The sequence below is a fragment of the Umezawaea sp. NPDC059074 genome (assembly GCF_042738955.1).
In the GTDB taxonomy this organism is placed as follows: domain Bacteria; phylum Actinomycetota; class Actinomycetes; order Mycobacteriales; family Pseudonocardiaceae; genus Umezawaea.
Window position 1 is genome coordinate 1 of record NZ_JBHYHC010000170.1, and the last position, 18,077, is coordinate 18,077.

5 protein-coding genes are annotated in these 18,077 nt (G+C 71.1%); 3 read left to right on the plus strand and 2 right to left on the minus strand.

The window, feature by feature from the left end; all coding sequences use genetic code 11:
* Positions 1-182 precede the first annotated feature (182 nt).
* Together ACFWW9_RS41555 and ACFWW9_RS41560 are read right to left on the minus strand one after the other, a co-directional pair.
* Entirely contained in the window at positions 183-1,034 is an 852-nt protein-coding gene (locus ACFWW9_RS41555) for an oxidoreductase (protein ID WP_390388379.1), read from the minus strand.
* 144 nt (positions 1,035-1,178) lie between these two features.
* Positions 1,179-3,932, minus strand: a complete 2,754-nt coding sequence (locus tag ACFWW9_RS41560; RefSeq protein ID WP_390388382.1) for a BTAD domain-containing putative transcriptional regulator — start codon at positions 3,930-3,932, stop codon at positions 1,179-1,181.
* Between the two features lie 207 nt (positions 3,933-4,139).
* On the opposite strand from ACFWW9_RS41560, the gene ACFWW9_RS41565 reads away from it, so the two are divergent.
* The 3 genes from ACFWW9_RS41565 to ACFWW9_RS41575 all read left to right on the plus strand — a co-directional run bounded on the left by ACFWW9_RS41565 (position 4,140) and on the right by ACFWW9_RS41575 (position 17,931).
* Positions 4,140-10,829, plus strand: coding sequence for a LamG domain-containing protein (locus ACFWW9_RS41565; protein WP_390388385.1), 6,690 nt, complete (start codon positions 4,140-4,142; stop codon positions 10,827-10,829).
* Complete coding sequence (locus tag ACFWW9_RS41570) at positions 10,826-16,588, plus strand: RHS repeat-associated core domain-containing protein (protein ID WP_390388387.1); 5,763 nt, start codon at positions 10,826-10,828, stop codon at positions 16,586-16,588. Before ACFWW9_RS41565 ends, ACFWW9_RS41570 begins: the two co-directional genes overlap by 4 nt.
* A 422-nt stretch (positions 16,589-17,010) precedes the next feature.
* The gene (locus tag ACFWW9_RS41575; protein ID WP_390388389.1) at positions 17,011-17,931 is read left to right on the plus strand and encodes an ArsR/SmtB family transcription factor; all 921 of its coding nucleotides are present in this window, start codon (positions 17,011-17,013) and stop codon (positions 17,929-17,931) included.
* The last annotated feature ends 146 nt before the right edge of the window (positions 17,932-18,077 follow it).

An 18,077-nucleotide genomic window follows, 5' to 3' on the forward strand; every position in this document is an offset into this window, starting at 1 on the left:
TCAAAAGGCGGTCCAAAGAGAGTCCCGCCCGACCACAATTTTAAGGCCGAAATCCCCATGTCAAATCGGCCACGTTCCGTGGCCCTCGCCTGCCATTCCCAGCGTGGTTGCTGGTCGACCCTGTGCCTGCTTGGTGGGCCGCTGCGTTGCCCCGGCGCCTGCTTGTGGTCACCCGGTGGTTGTTAGTTGGTGATGGTGTCGTCGTGGTCCGTGGAGAGGGTCAGGGTTCGGTATTTCGTTGCTTCTTCTTGTAGTTGGGTGATTTTTGCTTCCAGGGCCTTCTTGGTGTCGCTGCCGAGTTGTACTCGTAGTGGTGGGTTTTCCAGGTCCGCGATGGTGATGATGGCGGTTGCGCCCTTGATCGGGTCGCCTGGTTGGGCGTGGTTGATCGTCGGTACTGCTTGGCGCATGGCGCCTGAGGTTTGGGCGTAGTCGGGGATGGGGTGGAGTTCTTTGGGGTTCAGGCTGGTGGTGTCGAGGAAGTCGGTGCGGAAGTAGCCGGGTTCCACGATGGTGACGGTGATGCCCAGTGGGGCTAGTTCTGCTTGCAGGGCTTCCGAGTAGCCCTCCATGGCGAATTTCGTGGAGCAGTAGACGCCCCAGCCCGCTGAGCCGCTGAAGCCGCCTACCGAGCTGATGTTGAGGATCCTGCCCTCGCGTTGGGCGCGGAGGATCGGGAGGGTGGCGCGGAGGACGTTCAGGACGCCGAAGACGTTGGTGTCGTAGACGGCTCTGGCCGCTGCGTCGGTGGTTTCCTCCACCGCGCCCAGTAGGCCTCGGCCCGCGTTGTTGACCACGATGTCGATTCGGCCGAAGCGTTCTACCGCTGCGGCTGCCGCTTCTTGTGCCTGGGTTTCGTTGGTGACGTCCAATGCCACTGCCAGGAGGCGGTCGTGGTGGTCTGGCAGGGCTTGTTCCACCGCGTGTGGGTTGCGGGCGGTGGCTACTACGTTGTCGCCTCGGTCCAGTGCCTGGCGGGCGATCTCCACGCCGAAGCCGCGGGACGCGCCGGTGATGAACCAGGTGGTGGTCACGGTGTTCTCCTACTGGGGTCCGGGAGCCGCTGGTGCGGTGCCCTGTGATCAACCCTGGCCCGGTGGTGTTGCGTGCACCAGGCAGTGGAGTTCCGTGCAGTGGTGGACCGTGGGTCCAGTGGTGCCAGGAAGAGGCTTGTGTGGTCAGGCGGTGGGGGTGAGGCTGGGGGTCGTGGTGAGGTTGGCGAGGGTGGTGCGGACGCGTTCGGCGTCTTCTGTGCGGTTTTGGGTTCGGTAGAGGGGTAGGGCGCGGTCCCAGGCTCGTCTGGCTTCGGTGGGGTCGCCCAGTGCCAAGTGGACTCTGGCCAACTGGTCCAGGGTGCCCGCGAGGTCGTGGTTGTGGGCGTGGCGGTCGAACAGGGTGATCGCCGAGCGGTAGCAGTCCAGTGCCTCGGTGAGGTGGCCGGTGTTCTCGTGGATCTGGCCGATGCTGTCCAACGCCTCCGCCTGGGCGATCTCGCGGCCCAGTTCGCGGTTGAGGGTCAGGGCCGCCTGGCAGCGGGCCAAGGCCTCGTCGTGTTCGCCGAGGAGGGCGGCGATGTAGCCGAGTTGGTTGAGGGCGTCGGCTTCCCAGGTGCGTTCGGTCGTGGCGCGGTACAGGTGCAGGGCCGTGGTGGCGTGGACCTTCGCGCGGTGCAGGTCGCCGCCCTGGCCCCACGTGCGGGCGAGGGTGGAGTGGGCGTGAGCCTCGCCGAGGGGGTCGTTGGTGCGGCGCACCGCGGCCAGTGAACGCTCCAGGTGGGTCATGGCCTGCTCGCGGGCGCCCAGCCTGGTGTGCACCTGGCCGAGGTTGCGGTGCAGCCTCGCCTGGACGGCCGCGTCGCCGTCGGCCTCCGCCGCTGCCACGGCGGCGTTCAGGACGGCCACGTGGTTGGCGGTGTGGCCCTGCCGCCAGTGGTAGGTGTCCAGGACGGACGCGAGTTCCCACACGCGGGCGTGCCAGCCCTGGGTGGTCGCGAGTCGTTGAGCGCCGAGCAGGCAGGGGTACTCGGTGGTGAGCCAGGTCAGGGCTTCCGTGGAGTCGTGGTGGGTGAGGGGGGCGGCGTCCTCGGGGGTGGAGGTGAGGGTCAGGGCCGGGCGCAGCGGGTCGAGCAGGCGGTCGGCGGCGTGGGCGGTGTGGAGGTAGAAGTCGACGATGCGCCGCAGGGCGGGGTCGTCGTGGTTCGCGCGCTCGGCGGCGTAGAGGCGGACGAGGTCGTGCATCCGGTAGCGGCCGGGCTCCGGTTGCGTGACGAGGTGGTTCGCCTCCAGCTCGGCGAGCGGGGCGGTGGGGTCGGCGGCCAGGAGGGCGGCCGCGGCGGCGGTGGAGACGTCCGGGCCCGGAGTCAGGCCGAGCAGGTCGAACAGGCGCGCGGCGGCAGGCGTGAGGGCTCGGCAGGACCAGGACAGCACGGAGCGCAGGTTCAGGTCGGCGTCGCCGGTGTCCAGGGCGTCCAGGCGGGTGCGGTGGTCGCGCAGGGCCGCTGCCTGTGCGGCGAGGCCGAGGTCGGGGCGGGTGGTCGCGCGGGCGGCCACGATGCCGAGAGCCAGCGGCAGGCCCGCGCAGTGCCGCACGACGTCGTCCACCGCGTCCGGTTCGGCGGCCATCCGGGCCTCGCCGAGGTGGCGGGCCAGCAGGGCGCGGGACTCGTGGTCGGAGAGCACGGCGAGCGGCACCGGCAGCGCGCCGTGCACGGCGACCAGACCGGTCAACGGGCTGCGGCTGGTCACCAGCGTCAGGCAGGTGGTCCCGCCCGCCAGGAGGGGAGCGACCTGGGCGGTGTCGGCGGCGTTGTCGAGCACCACGAGCATCCGCTTGTCGGCGAGGGCGCTGCGGTACAGCGCGGACTGGCCGTCCAGGTCCGGCGGCACCGAGCCGGGTGGCACGCCGAGCGCGCCGAGGAACCCGCGCAGCGCCGTCGACGGGGGTGTCGGCTCGCTGTCGGGGTCGAACCCCCGCAGGTTCACGTAGAGCTGGCCGTCCGGGAAGCGGTGCAGGTTCCGGTGCGCCCAGTGGACCGCCAGCGTGGTCTTGCCGATCCCGCCGCCACCCCCGATGGCGGAGATGACGACCGCGCCGCCGTCACCGAGAGCACGGCTGAGCACGGCGAGTTCGCGGTCGCGGGCCAGGAAGTGCCGCGGCGGCGCGGGCAGCTGGCGGGGGACCGCCTTCGGCGTCGGGGCCACGGGGCCGTCCGCGGCGAGGATCTCCTGGTGCAGGCGTTGCAGCTCCGGGCCGGGGTCGACGCCCAGCTCGTCGGCGAGCCGTCGGCGCAGCTCGGCGTAGCGGGTCAGGGCCTCGTGCCTGCGGCCGCTGCCGACCAGCGCCGTCAGCAACGCCCGCAGCACGCGCTCGTCGGACGGGCGTTCGGCGGCCAGCGCGTCCAGCTGGCCGACGCAGTCCGCGTGCCCGCCCAAGCGCAGGCGGGCGTCGAAGTGGTCCAGCCGGACGGTCAGCAGCTCGGCTTCCAGCACCTCGCGGGTGCTCGTCGGCCACGGCCCGGTCAGGCCCTCCAGGGGCGTGCCGGTCCACAGCGCCAGCGCGTCGGCCAGCACCTCGACCCGGTGCGCGTCGTCCCCGGTCGCGGCACGGGCCACGAGGGCGCGGAAGCGGTGCAGGTCGACGGTGTCCGCGTCGGTCTGGAGGAGGTACCCGCCGGGCCGCTGGACGAGCGCAGCCCCGGTGACGGTGGTCAATGCCGACCGCAGCCGGGACACGTAGCTGTACAAGGCGTCGCGCGGCTGTTTGGGCAGGTCCTCGCCCCACACCCGGTCCACGAGGGTCTCGGTGGAGACGGCCTTGTTGACGTCGACCAGCAGCGCGGCCAGCACGGACCGGACCCTCGCGTGCTTGATGACCACGGGTCCGCGGTCGTCGGCGACGCCCACCGCGCCCAGCAGTCGGAACAGCAGCCCCACCCGTGCCCCCCGGCAGTCAGCCCACGGCCGCGGCGAGCGGCCGTCCCCCTCCCCGGAGTTTCGCCCATCGGGTCGTCCCACCGCAACACGCACGGCGTGTGACCTGCTCCTTCACCTCGTGCCGGCCGCGTGCAAGGTCCCTCGTCCACGGTGTGCGCCGGGGCACGACACCTGTGCCTCGCACTGGGGTCGAGGGGGCTGGGTGTGGTGTCGGTCGTAGCTGGGAAGCAGCGCGGACGGTGGGTGATCGCCGGGGTGGCGCTGGCGCTGGTGATGGCGCCGGTGGCGGTCGGGTCGCGGCCGGTCACGGGACCCGTCGTCGTGCCGCCCGCGCGGATCGCCGAGGCGGTCGGCGAGGACGCGGCGTTCGCCGCGGCGCGCAGGCAGGGCGAGAACGTTGTGGTCGCGTCGCTGACCACGGCCACGCGCAAGGTGTCCGCCGCGCCGGACGGCTCGCTGGTCGCCGAGGTCACCACCGCGGCCGCGCGGGTGAGGCGCGGTCAGGGCTGGGTGGAGGCGGACCCGACGCTGGCCGTCGGTCCCGACCGGACGGTCGCACCGAGGACGGTCGCGCAGCCGCTCGTGTTCTCCGGCGGCGGCGACCGGCCGATGGTCGCGTTCGGCGAGCCCGGCCGGACGCTGACGATGAGCTGGCCCACGCCGCTGCCCGAGCCGAAGCTGGACGGCGCCACGGCCACCTACCCGAACGTCCTCCCGGACGTCGACCTGGTGCTGCGCGCGCAGACCGACGGCGTGGCGCAGCAGCTCGTGGTCAAGACCGCCGAGGCCGCCGCGAACCCGGCGCTGCGCTCGATCAAGCTCGCGCTCACCACCGACGGGCTGAGCGTGACCGCCACGCCCACCGGCGCGCTGGAGGCCAAGGACGCCTCGGGCGCGGTGGTGTTCCAGGCGCCGCCGTCGACGATGTGGGACAGCTCCGGCGACCGGCAAGCCGTGGTCGGCGTGGCCGTGTCCGGCACCGAGTTGACGCTCACGCCGGACCTCGCGCTGCTCACCGACCCGAAGGCCGCGTTCCCGATCACCATCGACCCGGACTGGCGCACGTTCGACCGCAGCGACTGGACGAAGGTGTTCAGCGGCAAGCCGGAGAGCAGGCACTGGTACGGCGCGGACGACGTGGACACCTGGGCGAAGGTCGGCACCTGCACCGGATGGGCGGGCTGCAACGGCATCGGCACCGCCCGGTCGTACTGGCAGTTCGACACCCGCTTCCTGGAGGGCAAGCGGATCATCAGCGCGAACCTGAACGCCACGATCGTCTACGGCCCCAGCTGCAACACCCGCAACCACGAGCTGTGGATGGCCAACGCCACGATCAACCAGGACACCCGGTGGAACGCGATGCCCGGTGGCTGGCGGGTCGACACGCGGCCCGCGGAGAGCGCCTACTCGGGGTGCGCCGGCAACAAGGGCATCGGCTTCAACGTCAACCAGAACAACGGCCTGTGCACGACCTGCTGGTCGGCCTACTTCATCAAGGCCGAGAACGAGGGCGACAACATGGCGTGGCGCAAGTACGACGCGCTGGCCACGAAGATCGTCGTCAACTACAACTCCCGGCCGAACCCGCCGACCCAGCTCGCCACCGACCCGCCGCTGCCCGCGCCGTGCAAGTGGTGCGACGGCGTGCCCTACGTCGGCGACGACCACATCCGGCTCATCGGCAAGCTGACCGACCCCGACCCGGACAACCTGACCGCGGTGTGGGACGTCTACGGCGGCGCGAGCGTGGAGCACTCCGAGGGGCCGACGCAGGTGTCGGGCAGCACGTTCAGCAAGACCCTCGACCTGCGCAACCGGGACGGGCAGTTCGTCAGCTGGACGCTGTGGGCCCGTGACGGCTACGACGGCGGCGACTGGCTCAACGGGCCCGGCAGGCCGTTCCGGCCGGACCGCGTCGGCATCGACGTGGCTCCTGGTGTGGCAGGTGACCTTTACCAGCAGGACAACGCGTGGCACGGCGGTGTCGGCGTGCCCGGCAAGTTCACCTTCACCGCGTCCGGCGTGGCCGACGTGGACCACTACCTGTACGGCTGGAACGACCCGCCGTCCACGAGCGTGGACGCGGACGCGCTGGGGGGCAAGGCGGTCGTGGACGTCGCGCCCGTCAAGGACGGCCCGCAGACCCTGTACGTGCAGAGCGTCGACCGCGCCGGGCACCGCAGCCCGACCACGACGTACCGGATCTACGTGCGCTCCGGCAACGGCCCGGTGGCGCAGTGGTCCTTCGAGGGCAACGCCAAGGACACCGCGTTCCTGGCGAGCCACGACGGCACGACCACCGGCGCCACCAGCTACGGCACGGGCGCGGTCGGCTCGGCGCTGACGATGGACGGCTCCGGCGCCCAGATGTCCGCCCCCAACACCGTCCGCACGGACGGCAGCTTCACCGTGGCGGCGTGGGCGAGGCTCGACCGCGATCCGGGCGGCGACGTCGCTCTGTCGCTGCTGTCGCAGGACGGCGCGGTCAACAGCGGCTTCTTCCTCGACTACCGCAGCGACCCGAACGGCGACGTGTGGGAGTTCCTCATGCCGTCGGCGGACACCGTGCAGCGGCCGTCGGACTCCCTGGTGCGCAGCGGACCCATCGCGAAGGTGGGGGAGTGGACGCACCTGAGCGGCGTCTACGACGCGCCCGCGGGGCAGATCCGGTTGTACGTCAACGGGGTGCTGGCCGGGTCCGCGCCGAGGACCGGCGGGTTCAACGCCACCGGCCCGCTGCGGGTCGGCCGGGCGACGTGGGAGGGCACCCCCACCAACTTCTGGCAGGGCTCGGTCGACGAGGCGCAGGTGTACGACCGCGTGCTGACGCCCGCCGAGATCGGGGCGCTGGTGAGCCGGGCGAACGTCCAGCTCGGCTACTGGAAGTTCGACGACGGCGACGCCACGACCGCGCTCAACGCGGTGCCGGGCGGGGCCATGGGCGTGCTGCGCGGCGGCGCGCGGTTCGTCGCGGACGGCGCGGTGAACGGGTCCGTGCGGCTGGACAAGGCCGAGGACTTCGTGAGCACCGGCGCGCCGGTGGTCCGCACCGACCAGAGCTTCTCCGTGTCGGCGTGGGCGAAGCTCGACCAGGATCCGGGCGGCGACCAGGCGACCACGGTCGTCTCCCAGGACGGCGCGGTGAACAGCGGGTTCTCGCTGGCCTACCGCAGTGACGCGGGCGGCGACATGTGGGAGTTCTACCTCCCGTCGGCCGATGCCGTGAGCAGGCCCTCGGACTCGCTGGTGCGCAGCGCCCGGATCGCGAAGCCGGGGGTGTGGACGCACCTGACCGGCGTCTACGACGCTCCGACCAAGCAGATCCGGATCTACGTCGACGGCGAGCTGTCCGGCACCGCCACCCGGACGGCGGGCTTCAACGCCACCGGCCCGCTGCTGGTCGGTCGCGGCAAGTGGCAGGGCACCAGCCCGGCCAACCCGTGGATCGGCGGCGTCGACGAGGTGCGCGCCTACGGCCGCGTGCTGTCGGCCGAGGAGATCAAGGGCATCGTCAGCCGCGACAACGTGGCGGTCGGCAACTGGAAGCTCGACGGCAACCTCAAGGACTCCTCCCCGCGGAGCCTGAACGGCACGGCCGCGGGCACGGCGGACTACACCGGCGGCCAGACGAGCATGCCGGACCCCACGGACCTGGCGCTGCGGTTCGACGGCACGGCGAACGCGAGCACGAGCACCGCGCACGCCGTGGACACGAACCAGAGCTTCTCGGTCGCCGCGTGGGCTCGGGTGGACCAGGGCGGCGCGCTGCGCACGGTGGTGTCCGAGGACGGGGCGACCGTCAGCGCGTTCAAGCTGCGCGCCCGTGACGACGGCAAGTGGAGCTTCGCGATGTTCGACGGCGACGCCGTGGACGACGGCAGCAAGCGCGCCGACGCCGCGGGCGGGTCGGTGCAGGTCGGGCAGTGGACGCACTTGGTGGGCATCTACGACGCCCCCGCCAAGCAGATCCAGCTCTACGTCAACGGCACGCTGGTCGGGTCGGCCGCGCACACGCACACGTGGAACGCCTCCGGCGGCTTCCAGATCGGCCGGGCGAAGTGGTCCGGCGGTCCGGTGGAGTACTTCAAGGGCGCGATCGACGACGTCGCGGCCTACTCGCGGACGTTGTTCGCGGCGGAGATCCAGACCATGGCGGGCCGCGACCTGACGCTGATCCACAACTACCCGTTCGACGAGACGAGCGGCCGCACGGCCGGGGACGCGGTCGGCGCGAAGACCGCGACCCTGGGCTCCGGCGCGGCGTTCGGCCCCGGTCGGGTCGGCAACGCCGTCACGCTCGACGGCACCGGCGCTGCCACGACCACCGGCGTCGACCTGCGCACCGACCAGGCGTTCAGCGTCTCGGCGTGGGTCAAGCTGCCCAACAAGGACTGCGACCTCTCCACGCCGACCACCGTGTGCAAGATCGACGCTGTCACCGTCGACGGGGCCAAGACGAGCAAGTTCCGCCTCGGGCACGTGATCGACGCGGACAACAACCAGTTCGGCGCGTGGACGTTCGAGATGCCCGAGTCCGACGTGGCCAACGCGGTCGTGACCAAGGCGGTCGTGTCGACGCTGCCGTCCGAAGTGGACACGTGGACGCACCTGGTCGGCCTGTACGACCCGGCGGTGAAGAAGATCTGGCTCTACGTCAACGGGAGCCGGGTCGGCGACGGCACGCTGAACACGCCGTGGCTGCCGACCGGTGGGCTCGTCGTGGGCCGGGGCAAGGTCAACGGGCAGCCCGCCGAGTTCTGGCCGGGCAGCGTGGACGACGTCCGGCTCTACACCGGCGCGCTCGACTCGGACCGCATCTCGGCGCTGGTCCGCTCCTACCCGGCGCAGACCGGACCGGCCGCGCTGCCGGTCGCGGACGCCGCGCGCTGGGACCTGGACGAGCACACCGGCACCACCACGGCCGACGCCACCGGGCGCGGCAAGGCGGCGACCCTCACCGCAGGGGCGTCGTGGGTCGGCGGCCGCAGCGGGCCGGGGGCGCTGATGTTCAACGGCAGCACCGGGTTCGCCCAGACGTCGGGTCCGGTGCTGGACACGACCAAGAGCTTCTCCAGCACGGCGTGGGTCTACCTGACCAAGCCGGGCGTCGGGGGAGCGGTGCTCGGGCAGGACGGCAACCGGCTCAGCTCGTTCGTCCTCGGCTACGGCGGTGAGGACGAGAAGTGGTGGCTCGTCGTGCCGACCGCGGACAAGGACGCGCCCGGTTCGGCCGTGACGGTGCTGGCCTCCGCGGAGACCGCCGTGTCCGGCGAGTGGACGCACCTGGCCATGTCCTACGACGCCGACGCGCACCAGGTCCGGCTCTACGTCAACGGGACGCTCTCCGCGGTCCGGGTCGGCGTGAGCGTGCTGCCGTCGTCCGGGCCGTTCACCATCGGCCGCGACCGGTGGGACGGCGTCAACGGCTCACCGTTCTCCGGGGCCGTGGACGACGTGCGGGTGTTCGGCCGCGCGATCGGCGACGACGAGGTGCGCAAGGTGCACGACGACGTGCCGGACGCCGACCTCGGCTACTACCGGTTCGACGACGGCACGGCGACGGACGTGACCTGGCGCAAGGGGAAGGCCGCGCTGTCCGGCGGCACGAGCTTCGGTCCGGGCGTCACCGGGCAGGCCCTCCAGCTCAACGGGACGACCGGGTTCGCCACCGGTCCCGCGCCGCGGGTCCCCATGCGGGACAGCTTCGCCGTGGCCGGGTGGGCGAGGCTCGCCAACGACACGCAGGTGTCGACGATCGTCAGCCAGGACGGCGACCGCAACAGCGGGTTCGTCCTCCAGTACCGGCCGGACGTGAAGCGGTGGGTGTTCGGCGCGGCCCGCGCCGACCAGGACGGCTCGCCGCTCGTGTACGCCGCGTCCGCGGTGGCCCCGGCGGTGAACCAGTGGGCGCACGTGGAGGGTGTCTACGACTACCCCGCGCGGCAGTTGCGCCTGTACGTCGACGGGGAGTTGGTCGGCACCAGGAACGGCGTGCTGCTCTGGCCCGCCACCGGGTCGACGGTGTTCGGCCGGGCCAAGGCCGACGGCCAGTCCACCGGGTTCTTCGCGGGCTCGCTCGACGAGGTGCGGCTCTCCGAGGGTCCCGTCACCGACGGGCGGATCGCCGTGCGCGGCGGCTGGGCCGCTCCGGAACCCGGCCAGCTCGGCCGGTTCGTGGACGCGGCGGGCGACCGGTCCTCCGGCGCCACGGACCACCCGCGGGCCGGGACGCACCTCGACACGTCGCTCGGCAGGCTGGTGACGGAGGGGGAGAACACGAAGGCGCTGTACGCCTGCCGGGCGGGCGCGGACTCGTTCACCTCGGTGGACGCCGCCTGCGAGGGCGCGTCGGTGCTGGGCCCGATCGGGTCGGTGTACACGAAGCAGCCGACGAACATCCCGACGATCGCGGTCTACCAGTGCGCGACCGCGTCCGACCGGTTCGAGTCGCGCGCCGCGACCTGCGAGGGCGCGACGAGCAAGGGCCTCCTCGGCTACACGGCGGCCTACGCGACCTTCGCGCGGTACAACCTCGACGGGTTCGACCACAGCAGCACCACCGAGGGCGCACCCGCCGCGTACCGCGCCGAGGGGCCGCAGGGGCTGCTGGACCTGGCCGGGCAGACCGGGACGCAGAAGCTCTACCAGTGCCGGACGGGATCCGACCTCTACCCGTCCACCGACCAGGCGTGCGAGGGCGCGACGGTCGTCGGCCCGCTCGGCGGCGTGTGGACGGCGGCGCCTGAGGGCGTCGACAGCCAGGCGCTCTACCGGTGCTCGTTCGGCGGCGAACGGTTCGTGTCGCTCCAGGCCGACTGCGAAGGGCAGACAGTGGAGAAGAAGCTCGGCTACGCGCTGCTGCGCGCTCCGGCCGTGACGGCGGTGTTCGAATGAGCGCCAGGATCGGGAAGGCGGTCCGCAGGACCGTCGCGGCCGCACTCCCGCTCGTCCTCGCCGCCGCGGTGGTGACCGCCCTGCCCGCCACGGCGTGGGCGGCTGGCGGGCCGTCGGTGGAGCTGCCGACCACCGGGTCGACCCCGGTGGGAGCGCAGACGATGACCCCGCGCGGCGCGGACCCCGCCGCGCTGGCCGAGCTGCACGGCGACCAGCCCGAGGGCTCGGCGCCGGACGGCGGCGGCACCAGCAAGGCCTCGCCGCTGGCCCCGTCGGCCACCTGGGACGTGTCCACGCAGACGGGCGACTTCAGCTGGTCCTACCCGCTGCGGGTGCCGCCCGCGCCGGGAGGGTTCACGCCCCAGCTCGGGTTGACCTACTCGTCGTCCGCGGTGGACGGCCGGACCAGCGCCACCAACAACCAGGCGTCCTGGGTCGGCGACGGCTGGGACCTGTCGGTCGGCTTCGTCGAACGCCGCTACCTGCCGTGCGCGGCCGACACCATGGGCGGCACCACGCCGTCGGACAAGGTGGGCGACCTGTGCTGGCGCAGCGACAACGCCGTGGCGTCCTACGGGTCCAAGGCCGGTGAGCTGATCCGCGACGACGCCACCGGGACGTGGCGGCCCAAGAGCGACGACGGCTCGCGCGTCGAACGCCTCTCGGGCTCCGGCAACGGCGCGCGGGACGGCGAGTACTGGCGGATCACCACCGTGGACGGGACCCAGTACCTCTACGGGTCCCGGCCCGACTCCGGCTCCACGTGGACCGTCCCGGTCTACGGCGACGACGCCGGAGAACCCTGCCACCAGGCCACGTTCGACGCGTCGTCGTGCACCCAGGCCTGGCGGTGGAACCTCGACAAGGTCATCGACCGCAACGGCAACGTGATCGTCTACGGCTACACCAAGGAGACCAACTCCTACGGGGCCAACGGCAAGGACGCGGCGGTCTCCTACACCAGGGGCGGCACGCTGGCGTCGGCCGAGTACGGCCTGCGCGACGGGTCGAGCGCCAAGGCCACCGGGCGGGTCGACTTCGCGGTCGCCGACCGGTGCGTGCCCGGCTCGGACTGCGTGGAGGGCAAGAAGGACAACTGGCCGGACGTGTCCTGGGCCGACAAGTGCGCCGCGGCCACCTGCAAGGACCAGCACGGGCCGTCGTTCTGGTCCGGCAAGCGGCTCGCCTCGGTGACCACGAAGGTGTTGTCCGGCACGACCTACAAGGATGTGGAGTCCTGGACGCTGGACCAGCAGTTCCCGTCACCGGGTGACGGTGAGAAGGCCGCGCTGTGGCTCAAGGGCGTCACGCACACCGGCCTCGCGGGCGCCACGCCCATCACCCTGCCCGCGGTGTCCTTCACCGGCGCGAAGTTCCCGAACCGGGTCGGCGCGACCGACGGCTCCGGCATGGGCCCGCTCAACCGGTACCGCGTCACCGGCGTGCTGTCGGAGGCGGGTGGCGTGCTGTCGGTGAACTACGCGCGCCCCGATTGCACCACCGCTCCGGCGAAGGCCGAGTCCAACACCCTGCGCTGCTTCCCGGCGACGTGGGCGAAGAAGGACTTCGCCGAGCGCACCGACTACTTCCAGAAGTACGTCGTCGAGTCGGTCGTCCAGTCCGACCGGATCTCGACCAACCCCGAGCAGGTCACCAGCTACGAGTACCTCGACGGCGCGGCGTGGGCGTACGACACCTCGGAGTTCACCAAGGACAAGAACCGCACCTGGAACGAGTACCGCGGCTTCGGCAAGGTCCGGATCCGGCAGGGCAAGCCCGACGACCCCAGCGGCCCGGTCACGATGACCGAGGAGCGCTACTACCGGGGGATGAACGGCGACAAGCAGCCGACCGGCACGCGCTCGGTCTCGGTGACCGACTCCGCGGGCGGCAGCCGGGTCGACGACCAGTGGCTCCAGGGCACGCTGTTCGAGAGCCAGACCCACGACGGCACCGGCGAGGGCGTGGTCGCCAAGTCCGTCACCACCCCGGTCGTGGCGGGCCCGACCGCCAAGCGCGGCGAGTTCACCGCGTACCGGGTCGCTCCGGGCGTGTCGACGAGCTACACGGCGCTGGCCGCGGGCGGGTGGCGCACGACCCGTGAGGAGTCGACCTACGACGAGTTCGGCCAGCTGGTGAAGACCAACGACCTGGGGGACACGGCCACCGCGGCCGACGACACCTGCACCACGACCACGTACAACCGCAACACCGACGCGTGGCTGATGACGTCCGTCGCGACGACGGAGACGGTTGCCAAGGCGTGCGGCCAGACCCCGGTGTTCCCGGCCGACGCGATCTCCGCGTCGCGCTACGCCTACGACGGCAAGGGGTTCGCCGACCGGCCCACCGCGGGCAACGCGACCAGGTCCGAGGTGCTCGACCAGCGCCCCGCCGGGTCCACCGCCCCGGTGTACGCGCTCGCGTCCACGGCGGTGTTCGACGTCCACGGCCGGGCCACCAGCGCGGGCGACGCGCTGGGCAACATCACCACCACGGCCTACACGCCGACGACCGGCGGACCCGTGACGGGCGTGACCACCACCAACGCGAAGCAGCACACCACGTCCACGGTGGTCGAGACGGCGTTCGGGCAGCCGGTCACGCAGATCGACGCCAACCAGCGCAAGACGACGACGGCGTACGACGCGCTCGGCCGCAAGACCGAGGTGTGGCTGGCCAACCGCGATCCCGCGACGCAGAGCGGCAACCAGAAGTTCTCCTACGCCTACCACACCGACGCGCCGAGCGTGGTCACGACCAGCGCGCTCGGCCCGAACGGCAACTACACGACCAGCAACCAGCTCTACGACGGCCTGCTGCGGCCGCGGCAGGTCCAGCAGCCCGCGTTCGGCGGCGGCAGGCTGATCGTCGACACCCGCTACGACACGCAGGGCCGCGCGTACAAGACCACCAAGCCGTACTTCACCGACTCCCCGGTGGACGACAAGCTGTGGGTCGCGAGCGACGTGGACATCCCCTCGCAGGAGGTCACCTCGTACGACGGCGCGGGCCGTCCGGTGGCTGCGGTGACGATGGGCGGCGCGCACGAGCTGTGGCGCACGACCACGGCCTACCGCGGCGACCGCGTGGACGTGACCCCGCCGAAGGGCGGCATCGCGACGACCACGGTGTCCGACGCGCGCGGGCAGACCACCGAGCTGCGCCAGTACCACGGCCCGAAGCCGGAAGGGGCGGCCGACAGCACGACGTACACCTACACCCCGGCGGGCGCGCTCGCGTCCGTGACCGACCCGGCGGGCACGACGTGGCGGCGGTCCTACGACCTGCGCGGTCGCAAGGTCCGCGACGAGGACCCCGACAAGGGCCTCACGACGATGACCTACGACAACGCGGGACGGCTGGAGACCACCACCGACGCCAAGAACTCCACCCTGGCCTTCGACTACGACGTCTTGGGCCGCAAGACCGCGATGCGGTCTGGCTCGAAGACCGGGCCGGTGCTGGCGGACTGGACGTACGACACGGTCCTGTTCGCCAAGGGGCGGCTCGCCACGTCCACCCGGTACGTGAACGGGAAGGCCTACCGGACGTCCGTCCTGGGGTACTCGGCGCTGTACAGCCCCACCGGCAAGTCGGTCACCATCCCCGACACCGAGCAGGCGCTCGGCAAGACCTACACCTCCTACACCAAGTACAACGCCGACGAGAGCGTGTCCTCCACGGCGTTCGCCGCGATCGGCTCGCTGCCCGCCGAGGCCACGACCGTCAGCCGCAACGACTTCGGCTCGATGACCTCCGCCACCAGCGGGTTCGGCGGTGGAGACGTGCACCTCGTCAGCGACGTCCAGTACACCCGCTACGGCGAGACACAGCGGCTCCAGCTCGGCGACGAGGGCAAGCGGGTCTGGCTGTCGCGCTACTACGACACCAACACCCGCAGGCTCGACCGGACGGTCCTGGACGCCGAGGTCCCCGCGCCGATGCAGGCCGACACCCACTACTCCTACGACGACTCGGGCAACGTCACCTCGATCGCGGACACGCCGCTGGGCCAGGTGCCGGACGTGCAGTGCTTCACGACCGACTACCTGCAACGCGTCACCGAGGCGTGGACCCCGACCGGGGGTTGCGACGCGCAGCCGACCACGGCGGGGCTCGGCGGGCCGGCGCCGTACTGGCAGTCGTTCACCTACGACAAGGTGGGCAACCGGCGCACCGAGACCCGGCACACGAGCTCGGGCGACACGGTCCGCACCTACGCCTACCCGGCGCCGACCGAGCCCCGGCCGCACACGCTGACCTCGGTCACCTCGACCACGCCCGCCGGGACGACCACCGACTCGTTCGCCTACAACGAGATCGGCCAGACGACGACCCGCAAGACCGGGGGAGCGGAGCAGAAGCTCGACTGGGACGGCGAAGGCCACGTCACCAAGGTCACCGAGGCGGGTAAGACCACCGAGTACCTCTACGACGCCAACGGGAACCGGCTGATCCGCCGCGACCCCACCGGCACCACCCTCTACCTGGACGGCGAGGAGCTGAAGCTCACCACCAGCGGCGCGCTGGAGCCCACGCGGTACTACGCGTTCGGGCGCACGACGGTCGCCATCCGGGACAAGAACGGCCTGTCGTGGGTGGCGGGAGACGAGCAGGGGACCAGCCAGGTGTCGGTGAAGTCCGACACGCTCGACGTGACGCGGCGGCGCCAGGCCCCGTTCGGCGCGCCACGCGGCGCGACCACGGCGTTCCCCGGTCAGAAGGGGTTCGTCGGGGGGACGGTCGACGCGTCGACCGGGCTGGTCGGGATCGGGGCGAGGCTGTACGACGCCGCGGTGGGGCGGTTCCTGTCGGCGGACCCGCTCCTCGACGTCGACGACCCCCAGCAGATGCAGGGGTACAGCTACGCGGACAACAACCCGATCACCAAGCTCGACCCCAGCGGGCTCGGGTGGTTCGACTGGGTAGACGACGCGGTGCAGGGGATCGGCGCTGTGGCGACGACCGTGGTGAAGTGGGCGGACGATCACACCGGAACCATCGGGCTCGCGCTCGGTGTGGCCGGGATGGCCCTGAACCCGGCCGGGTTGGCCTTCGGGATCGTCTTCACCGCAGGACTCCTGGTCAACGGCTACGACGGGTACAAGTCATTGCGGGACAACAACAAGATGGGCTTCGGGCTCGCCATCCTGGGCTTCGCCACCGGTGGTGCCGCACGGGTGCTGGGGAAGGGAGCGGAGATCGCCGAGAAGGCGGTGGGCACGACGATCAAGAACACCGCCGTAGCGGGTGCCGCGGCGTCGGTGGACGTGGTCGGGCAGGCGGCGGGCGCGGCAAGTGCGGGAATGTCCGAGCGCGACCTCATCCAGGCGGCGAGGGAGGCACCCGCGAAGGAGGCCGAGGCCCGCGCGAAGGCGGCCAAGGAGCACGCGGACAACCTCGCGGCGGACATCGACCGGATGCTCAGCAGCGGTTGTCCCTCGATGAAGGGGGTGGTCCCGCTGCCGGGACCGTGCCCGCTCCCGGAGGGTCAACCGGATCCGATGGAGAACAAGTTCTGCTCCGGTGGCGGGGAGAACTTCCTCGGGTGCATGGTGTTCGGCGGGGACTGGCGCAGGCCCTCGTACAACGTCCCCGTGCCGAAGACGTGCCTCCTGGCGTGCTGGGGGAAGGGCTCGTCGAGTTCGTGGAACGTCCACCCGCAGAAGCCCAAGCCGAGGGTGCCGCGCAACGACCCGTACCCGCAGTACTCGGGGTACCACACGCCCGCGTACCTGGACATGAAGTACCGGTGACGCAGGGGCTTCGGCCGGTTTCCTGACCCCCGAACGGGCGGTTCGCGATCTTCGCGGACCGCCCGTTCTGTCGTGCTGTCGTGCGGGAAGCCGAAGGTCGCGGGGTAGTCGGGTGGCGGTTTCGGAGTGCCGGGGGTTCGCGTTCCCGTCGTGCATCCGTTCGGGTTACGCGGGGATCGGCGGGTCGGAGGCGTTCGACTGTTCGGCCGAACGGGTCCGGGAAACCCGAGCGCAGGGGGTGCGCGGTGTCCGTCGTCAACGCTCGTGGATGGCGTCGAGCGCGGTCCGTCAACTGGCATGGATACACCCGATTCGGGGGCTTGACCAGAGTTGACGGCCGGTTTCGTCTGGGCCTACGCTGGCGTTCCGCCTGAACTGGGGTTTGGGAACGCTTTTGCACGAGAATTGTCCTGGGGGACAAGGTGCCGAGGATCCACTTCAGCGTTGAAGATCTAGCCCGCGTAAAGATGGTGACCGGTCTAGGGGTGGTTGCCGAAAGTGTGTTCGCGCTCGACCTGTTCAACCGGCCGGGAGGCAATTTCTCGGTGTGGCGCAGCCGTGTACGCGTGCGGTTGGGCGGACGGCTGGGCGGGATCGAGCGCATGACGTTCCGAAGAAAGCCGTTGTCCGAGTTGTTGTGGCTGGTGGGGAGGTCCGATTCGGAGTCAGGGCAGGAGCCCGCGGAACCGTGGCAGCGGCAGGTGGCCGAGGCGGTGTTCGAGTTCGGCAACGCTGCGGTGGTGCCGTACTGGGACCAAGCGCTGAAACACCTGCGCGCGGAGCGGGACGACCGGGGTCGGATCGCGATCTCGGGTGGGATGGACGGTCTGTTCGGGACGTTGCATCCCGCGTTGCGGTGGGAGTCGCCGGTGTTGCACGTCCCTGGGGAGGATGACCGGGATGTGCACCTGGATGACCGGGGGCTGTTGTTGAGTCCAGCTCTTTTCCTTGCGCCGAAAACATGCTTGTTCATCGATCGGGGTGGGGAGGATGCTCCTATCCTGGCGTTCTCGACTGCTGCCAACGCGGGGACTGTGTCTGATGTGGACAGTCCGGATGAGGGTGGGCAGGCGTTGGGGGCGTTGGTGGGGCATACGCGGGCTGCCGCGTTGCAGGTGTTGGACGACAGTTGCTCCACCAGTGAACTGGCGCAGCGGTTGGGGATTTCGATCGCTGGAGCTTCGAAGCACGCGACGGTGTTGCGGGAGGCTGGGTTGATCCGGTCGGCTCGTAATCGGAATACGGTGTTGCACACGTTGACGCCGTTGGGGATTGCGTTGTTGCGGAGGACGGGGTTGGTGGGGGCGCGGTCTGTGGTGCCTGCTGGGTCTGCTTCTGCTTGACGGTGATGGCTGGGTGGTCGAGTGCGGTGGGTTTGGTCATCGTGCTCGACCGCTTTGGCGTTTGGGGGCTAACCCCCGGTTGCGCCAATTATCCCACCCTTTTTCGCTTTGTCAAGGCGGGAAAGACGCCATGAGAAATCGACACA